This is a genomic window from Dietzia sp. HMSC21D01 (genome assembly GCF_001815995.1).
Taxonomy (GTDB): domain Bacteria; phylum Actinomycetota; class Actinomycetes; order Mycobacteriales; family Mycobacteriaceae; genus Dietzia; species Dietzia cinnamea.
Genome location: NZ_KV823881.1, coordinates 1 through 7,561 on the forward strand (window position 1 = coordinate 1; position 7,561 = coordinate 7,561).

The 7,561-nt window shown below is 69.7% G+C and carries 6 protein-coding genes and 1 pseudogene; all 7 read right to left on the reverse strand.

The window, feature by feature from the left end:
• Window positions 1-113: 113 nt before the first annotated feature.
• Window positions 114-1,178, reverse strand: a complete 1,065-nt coding sequence (locus HMPREF3086_RS07320; RefSeq protein WP_061916591.1) for an ABC transporter ATP-binding protein — start codon at window positions 1,176-1,178, stop codon at window positions 114-116.
• Window positions 1,179-1,281: 103 nt separating this feature from the next.
• Window positions 1,282-2,613 carry an ABC transporter substrate-binding protein gene (locus HMPREF3086_RS07325; protein ID WP_061229231.1) on the reverse strand — a complete coding sequence of 444 codons (1,332 nt, stop codon included), beginning with the start codon at window positions 2,611-2,613 and terminating at the stop codon, window positions 1,282-1,284.
• Window positions 2,614-2,687: 74 nt separating this feature from the next.
• Window positions 2,688-3,530, reverse strand: coding sequence for a carbohydrate ABC transporter permease (locus HMPREF3086_RS07330; protein ID WP_061229232.1), 843 nt, complete (start codon window positions 3,528-3,530; stop codon window positions 2,688-2,690).
• Entirely contained in the window at window positions 3,527-4,408 is an 882-nt protein-coding gene (locus HMPREF3086_RS07335; RefSeq protein WP_061229252.1) for a carbohydrate ABC transporter permease, read from the reverse strand. Before HMPREF3086_RS07335 ends, HMPREF3086_RS07330 begins: the two co-directional genes overlap by 4 nt.
• 255 nt (window positions 4,409-4,663) lie before the next feature.
• Window positions 4,664-5,605 carry a L,D-transpeptidase gene (locus tag HMPREF3086_RS07340; RefSeq protein WP_070721047.1) on the reverse strand — a complete coding sequence of 314 codons (942 nt, stop codon included), beginning with the start codon at window positions 5,603-5,605 and terminating at the stop codon, window positions 4,664-4,666.
• Between the two features lie 125 nt (window positions 5,606-5,730).
• Complete coding sequence (locus HMPREF3086_RS07345; RefSeq protein WP_070721050.1) at window positions 5,731-6,654, reverse strand: L,D-transpeptidase; 924 nt, start codon at window positions 6,652-6,654, stop codon at window positions 5,731-5,733.
• A 588-nt stretch (window positions 6,655-7,242) separates the two neighbouring features.
• Window positions 7,243-7,561, reverse strand: a pseudogene (locus HMPREF3086_RS07350) (hypothetical protein); the annotation flags it as partial.

The following is a 7,561-nucleotide window of genomic DNA, read 5'->3' on the forward strand; positions in this document are numbered from 1 at the left end:
CGCTCCGCGGGGTGGGCGAGACGCCATGGCGAGGGGCGGCTGCCGTCGCGGCGTACCGGGGCACCTGCGAGACGCCATGGAGAGGGGCGGCTGTGGCCCGGGCGAGCTGGCGCTCAGTCGATGCGGTCGCCGGTCTCGACGTCGAACGCGTCGACCTCGGCGTCAATGTGGCGCACCCGGATCGTCTCGCCGACGCTCGTGCCGTGGCCGCGGTCGAGCCGGATGGCGATGCGCTCGCCGTCGGCCGTGTGCCCGTAAGCGAACGCCTCGGCACCCAGCTCCTCCACCAGATCGACCGTCAGCTCCAGCCCGGGTTCGCCGGCGCCGACCAGCCGCAGGGCCTCGGGGCGAGCGCCCAGGATGATGCGGTCGCGGCCGCCGAGGGAGGCGGGGACGGCGATCTCGGCGTCGCCGATGCGTGCCCGGCCGTCGGTGACCGGGACCTCGATGAGGTTCATGGCGGGCGTGCCGATGAAGCCGGCGACGAACGCGTTGACGGGCCGGTCGTACAGTTCTCGGGGCGAGGCGACCTGCTGCAGGATGCCCTTGTCGAGCACGGCCACGCGGGTCCCCATGGTCATGGCCTCGACCTGGTCGTGCGTGACGTACACGGTGGTCACGCCGAGCCGACGCTGCAGCCCGGCGATCTCCCCGCGGGTCGACACGCGCAGTTTGGCGTCGAGGTTGGACAGGGGTTCGTCCATGCAGAAGACCTTGGGGCGGCGCACGATCGCCCGGCCCATGGCCACGCGCTGCCGCTGGCCGCCCGACAGCTGGGACGGCTTGCGGTCGAGCAGGTCCTCGAGCTGGAGGATCCGGGCGGCCTCCTCCACCTGCCGGCGGGTGTCGGTCTTGTTGACGCCGGCGTTGCGCAGGGCGAAGCCCATGTTCTGCGCGACGGTCATGCTGGGGTAGAGCGCGTAGTTCTGGAACACCATGGCCACGTCGCGGTCGCGGGGGGCGACGCCGGTCATGTCCCGGTCGTCGATGAGGACGCGGCCCTCGTCGATCGGCTCCAGCCCTGCGAGCATCCGCAGGCTCGTGGATTTACCGCAGCCGGACGGGCCGACGAGCACGAGGAACTCCCCGTCGGTGACCTCGAGGTCGAGGGCGTCGACGGCCGGGGCCGACTTCTTGTCGAAGCGGCGGGTCGCGTGGTCGAAGCGGACGGTGGCCATCGGGCGCGGATGCTCCTCGGGGAGAACGGACAGGGAAAGCAGCGGCAGGGAGAGAAGGGGCCGGACCGGCCGCCGGGTCGAACCGGCGGCCGGGAGGCCGGCGTCAGCCCTCGAGCTTGGGCAGGATCTGCGAGTCGATGATCTGCGCGGTCTCGTCCTGGACCTGCTGCATGGCCTGGCGGACGTCGGCGCCGCCGAGCACACGGTCGAACGCGCCGCCGATGCGCCGGCCGCCGTTGGGGACCAGCACGCGGGCGTTGTCCTGCGGGCGTGTATGGGCGAGCTGGTCGATCGCGGTGGCGGCCTGCGGGGTCTCGGCGAGGTAGTCCTTGATCTCCTGCGCCTCGCGCGCGGACTTGCGGACGGGCATGTAGCCGGTGCCCTGCGAGAACTTGGCCGTCGACTGGGTGTTGGTGAGGAAGTCGATGAACTTCATGGCGTTGAGCTTGCGCTCGTCCGAGATCCCGGCCGGGATCGCGACGCCGGCGCCGCCGGTGGGGCAGGAGTTCTTCTCCGCCGCGCCGGGCAGGAAGGCGGTGCCGAACTCGAACGCGGCGTTGGTCTTGGCCGAGGCCAGTGAGCCGGTCGAGGCCAGGGCGCAGGCGGCCAGGCCCGAGCCGAACTCGACGATCGAGTCGGCGGAGACCACCAGGAAACCGTCGTCGTTGAGCTGCTTGACGTACTCGACACCGCGGATCGTGTTGTCCTCGGTGAAAGTCGGGGTCCACTCGCGCGAGAAGGCGCCGTCGAAGTCCCAGATGATGTTCTGGCCGGTCCAGTCGATGTAGTTGGAGCCGTCGTACATGGCGATCGCGTGCTTGCCCTCGCCGATCGCGTCCTGGATGCGCGGCGCCCACTCGGCGAACTCGGTCCAGTTCTCGGGCCCACGGTCGGGCAGTCCGGCCGCCTGCCAGACCTCCTTGTTGTAGTAGAACAGCGGCGTGGACCGGGCGAAGGGCACGCCGTAGTTCTCGCCCTCGAGGACGTAGTCGCCCAGCAGGGCGTCGACGAAGTCGCCGGTGTCCACGCCGGCCTCGCTGAACAGCCCGCCGAGAGGGGCGATCTGGTCGTTGAGCGCGAAGTTGAACCAGGTCACGTCGGAGACCACAACGACGTCGGGCAGCTCGCCGCCGGTCAGGGCCGCGTTGAACTTCTGGGCGACCTCCTCGTAGTTCTTGCCGCCGTCGACGAGGTTGACCTTGAGATCGGGGTTCTCGGACTCGAACGCGGCGATGATCTCCTGCTCGAGCTCCTTGGAGCTGCCCGGGTGGTTGGACCAGAAGGTGATGGTGCCGCTGTCGCCGCCGCCGGAGCCCGCGGCACCGCCGTTGCCGGAGTCGGAGTCGGACCCCGTCCCGGCGCACGCGGAGAGGGTGGTGGCTGCGGTGGCGGCGCCGATCACGCCGAGGAAGCCGCGGCGGTTGAGGAGAGTCATGTCTGTGGGTCCTTTCGGGTTGTACTGCCGGCCGTGTGCGGGTCGCGGCGGGTTCGGGGAGGGGTGTCGGCGGGTCAGCCCTTCACCGCGCCGGAGGTGAGGCCCTTGATCATGTGGCGCTGCAGGATCAGGAAGACGATGAGGATCGGGGTGATGGTGAGGACGGTGGCGGCCATGACCATCGGCCAGTCGGTGAACCCTCCGTCGGTGTTGACCAGCCGCGCGAGCCCGACCTGCAGGGGCGCGACGGTGTCGTCGGAGGCGATGAGGAACGGCCAGAGGTACTCGTTCCACTCGTTGACCACGGTGATCAGGGCGAACGCGACCAGCGTCGGCCAGCTCATGGGGAGGACCACACGGAACAGGAGCTTGAGGTGCCCGCAGCCGTCCATCCGCGCCGCCTCGATGATCTCGAACGGCAGCGTGAGGAAGTGGTTGCGCATGAGGAAGGTGCCGAAGGCGACACCGGCCAGCGGGATGATGATGCCCTGGAAGGTGTTGATCCAGCCGAGCTGCGCGATGAACGCGTAGTTGGAGATGACGGTGATCTGGTTGGGCACCATCAGCGCCGCGAGGACCAGCATGAACAGCAGCCCGCGGCCGGGGAACCGGAGGAACACGAACGCGTACGCGCTGATGACGCCGAGGGTGATCTTGACCGCCGCCAGGACGCCGGTGATGACGAGCGAGTTGGTGAAGTACTGCAGGAACGGCACGTCGGCCAGGACCTGCGGGTACGAGTCGGTGGTGATGGGGTCCGGCCACCACACGGGCGGCTGGATGTACACCTGGTTGTCCGGCTTGAGCGAGGTGATGACCACCCAGTACAGCGGCAGCCCGATGATCAGCAGGACGAGGACCATCACCGCGTAGCCGGCGACCTTGGCAGTCCGGGAGCCACCCTGGATCGTGTTCATCGCATGTTCCTGTCCATGACGCGGACCTGCAGGACGGTGATGACCAGGAGGATGAGGAACATGATGGTCGCGACGGTGGCACCGTAGCCGGCGCGGAAGTTCTGGAAAGTCTCCTGATAGACCTGGAACACCATGGTCGTGGTGGCGTTGCCCTGGGGGCCGCCGCGGGTCATCACGTAGATGATGTCGAACACCTGCAGGGAGTTGAGCATGACGGTGATCGACAGGAAGAACGTCGTGGGACGGAGCATCGGCAGGGTGACCCGTCGGAAGGTGGTCCAGCGGCTGGCGCCGTCGATCTCGGCGGCCTCGTAGAGTTCGGCCGGCTTGGCCTGCAGCGCGGCGAGGTAGATGACGAACGAGTACCCGAGGTTCTTCCAGATGTAGGTGATGGTGATCATCGCCAGGGCCCAGTCGGGGTCCTGGTAGAAGTCCGGCACGGGCAGTCCGACCATGGTGAGCAGCGCGGAGACCATGCCGAACCGGGGGTCGAAGATGAACTGGAAGGCCACACCGATCGCCGCGCCCGCGATGACGAACGGCGCGAACACCGCCGACCGGACGAGTCCTCGGCCGACGAGTCGCTGGTCCAGCAGCAGCGCCAACGCCAGTCCGAGGACCATGGAGCCGACCACCGCGGAGATGGTGAACACGCCGGTGTTGCGCAGGATGAGCCAGCTGTCGTCGCGCCCGAACCACTCGACGTAGTTGTCGAACCCGATGAACGTGGAGGTGGGTGACGAGATGTTCCAGTGGAAGAAGCTCAGTCGGACGTTGTCGAGCAGCGGGCGGTAGGTGAACACACCCAGCAGCGCGAGGTTGGGCAGAACCAGCGCGAGGAACAGCGCCTTCTCCCGGAACGCCCCACCGCCCGGCAGCGCCCCACCCGCGCGGAGACGGCGGCGGGCCCGGCCGCGGCCGTCGTCGCGGTCATCGGGTGCGGCCGCCGGGTTCTCGGCGACCGGGGAGGTCGGTGTCTGCACGGTGGGAAGCCTCGTCGTCGATGGTGAACGGACTTTGTCCAGACGATAGACCAGCGGTGACCTGGCGAGGTCGAAACGGTACAAGTGTTGAAAAATGGGGTGGCCCAGCGGATTCCCGGGCAGCTGCGGCCGCCGCGGGATCGGCCGGGGTCAGTAGTTCCAGTCGCCCTGACCGTCGAAGGCGCCGAAGGGCCGGCCGGGGCCGTTCTTGACGATGAACGGGTCGCCGTTGCGGGTGGTGTCGTAGTACCAGCGGGCGTCCTCGGGGCTGACGTTGATGCACCCGTGGGAGACGTTGCGGACACCCTGATCGGCGACCGACCAGGGGGCTGAGTGGATGTAGATGCCGTCGTAGCTGAGCCGGACGGCGTCGTTGACGATCGAGTTGTAGCCGCCCTCCTCGATCCGTAGCCCGAACGTCTCGGAGTTCATGCGGACCTGCCGCCCGCGCTGGCCGGTGTAGTAGATGCCGTTGTAGGTGTCCCAGCCCGGGCGGCCGGCGGAGGCGCGCATGGTGCGGACGTGCTGGCCGTTGCGGGTGACGGTGACGAGCTTGGTGCGGTCGTCGAACTCGGCGATCACGGCGTCGCCGGTGCGGAAGGACTGCTGACGCTTGCCGCCGGCCCACACGGTGACGGAGGTGTTGACGGGCCAGAACTGGTGGGGGCGCCAGCGGACCTCCCGGTCGCCCACCCAGTAGAACTTGCCCGCCACCGGCGGTTCGGTGCGGATGCCGATGGTCGCCTCGGCGCGGGCACGGTCGGTGATGGGCCGGTCGAAGAAGAACATGACCGGCTGTGCGACGCCCACGACCTCGTTGGGGGTCGGGAAAACGTTGACGTCGCCGTACTCGGGTGCCGGGCGGGCGGGGCCGATGACCGGGTAGGTGAGGACGGGCTGCGCGGGCACCCCCGGGATGGCGGGCGTCGGCAGCGGGGCGTTCTCGAGCTGGGGGACGCCGGGCGGGCTCAGCGGCATGACGGACTGGGCCTGCGCGGCGGGGGCGGCCCCGGTGGCAGCCGGGACGCCCAGGACGAGGGCGACCGCGGCGAGGATCGCGGCGGCTGCCGAGAAGCGGGGGTGTCGGGGCATGAGGGGCTCCTGGGGGACGGACGGGATTCTTCTTCGGTCTCGCTCAGACTTCTACAAGGAGATGTCGTGTGCCACAACCGAAGTGTTTCCCGGGGGTCCGTCCCGCGCCCCCGGGAGCCCCGAGGTCAGTAGTTCCAGTCGCCCTGTCCGTCGAAGGCACCGAACTGCCGGCCGGGGCCGTTCACCACGATGAACGGGTCGCCGTTGCCGGTGTTGTCGTAGTACCAGGCCGCGTCCTCGGGGCTGACGTTGATGCACCCGTGGGAGACGTTCCGGACGCCCTGGTCGGCGACCGACCACGGTGCGGAGTGGATGAAGATGCCGTCGTAGCTGAGTCGCACGCCGTTCTCGACGGTCGTGTCGTAGCCGCCGGCGTCCATCGCCAGTCCCCAGGTGGAGGAGTCCATGCGTACCTGGCGGTCGCGCCAGCCGTTGTAGTAGATCCCGTTGTGGGTGGGGAAGGCGTCGCGGCCGGCGGAGGCGCGCATGGTGCGGATGACCTCGCCGTTCCGGGTGACGGTGACGAGGTGGGTGTTGTCGTCGTAGGTGGAGACGATCGCGTCGCCGGTGCGGAAGGCGTGCTCGCGTCCGCCCGCCCACACGGTGACGGAGGTGTGGGCCGGCCAGAACTCGTGCGGGCGCCAGCGCAGTTCGGTGTCGCTCACCCAGTAGAACTTGCCGCCGACCGCGGGGGCGGTCCGGATCGCCACGGAGGCCTCGGCGCGGGCGCGGTCGGTGACGGGGCCGTCGAAGTGGATCATCACCGGCTGTGCGACGCCGACCGTCTCGCCCGGGGTGGGGTAGACGGAGGCGACGCCGACCTCGGCGGCGGCGCGCGCCTGTGCGGGGACGGGGATCGTGAGGACCCCGGACACGCCGGGTAGCGGGGGCGTGGGGACCGGGGCGGATTCGGAGCCGAACGCGCCGACCGATCCGGTGGATCCGGTGTAGCCGGCGAGTGACTGCGCGGAGGCGGCGGGGGAGAGGCCGACGACGACGAGGCCTGCCGTGGCCAGAAGCGGGGCGATGATCCGGGGTCGGCGCGACATCGGTCTCCTCGGTGCGGCGCCGCGATGAGGCGGCGGGGCGGGGCGACGCGGGCGCACGGGCGGGCCGGAGCGGTTAGTCCCATGCGCCACATCAGTAACAGGAGCAACAATACCCTCGCCTCGTCCCGCCTGTACATCCCGTGGGGCGCAGGGCGTCCCGGGCCGCCGCGGACCCGCGGGCGCGACTCGCGGACCCACGACGCGCAACCGTCCCAACGTTCGTTGGTAACGGGGATCGAAGAAGCGCTGGTAGGCACGCCGCGGGTCGTTATTGACCGTAAGTCAGCGACAGAACGCCTGCTCATGGGGTTGATGTGGTCTCGGATGCAACATATGGTCGACGCAGTCACCGCCTGAGGGGTCGGTGGCGAGGGTGAAGTGGTTGCTGAGGGGCTGCGACTTCACACTTCAGAGGGGCCGGTCGTGAGACCGGGGCACCTGGGGGGTGCCACCCGCAGCCGTGTAAGGCAGCGAGGAAGGCCGGATCGTGCTCGATCCGCCGGATAGAGGAACGGCGTCGGATGCTGAGGGGCTCCGGCGCCGTTCCCGTCTGTGCCGATAGGGATCCGCAGGCGGTGTCGCCGGCTGTCAGGCGAGTATGCGCTGCGCCACCCGGTGGAGTCCGCTCAGCGCTGACGCCTCGGCGTCGGGCGACCGCGGGGTCTCCGGCTTGAGCAGGGTGATGTGCCACAGCTCGTCGCCCGCCACCAGGATGGTGTGCACCTCGACTCCGCCGCCGGTCGGCGCCGCCACGCAGTCGATGTAGACCGTGGCCAGGTCCGGTCGGACGGGCGCGGGAGCCCCGGGGGCCGCCGGCGCCGCGTCCTGGATCGCCGCGGCGTCGCTCCCGCGCACCTCGGAGCAGGCGTAGCGCACCCCGAGGAGCGTGGCCTGCTCGGCGAGGGCC

Coding starts and splice junctions, on each gene's coding strand:
- HMPREF3086_RS07320 (WP_061916591.1), bottom strand. CDS start 1,178: ATGGCCACCGTCCGCTTCGACCACGCGACCCGCCGCTTCGACAAGAAG.
- HMPREF3086_RS07325 (WP_061229231.1), bottom strand. CDS start 2,613: ATGACTCTCCTCAACCGCCGCGGCTTCCTCGGCGTGATCGGCGCCGCC.
- HMPREF3086_RS07330 (WP_061229232.1), bottom strand. CDS start 3,530: ATGAACACGATCCAGGGTGGCTCCCGGACTGCCAAGGTCGCCGGCTAC.
- HMPREF3086_RS07340 (WP_070721047.1), bottom strand. CDS start 5,605: ATGCCCCGACACCCCCGCTTCTCGGCAGCCGCCGCGATCCTCGCCGCG.
- HMPREF3086_RS07345 (WP_070721050.1), bottom strand. CDS start 6,654: ATGTCGCGCCGACCCCGGATCATCGCCCCGCTTCTGGCCACGGCAGGC.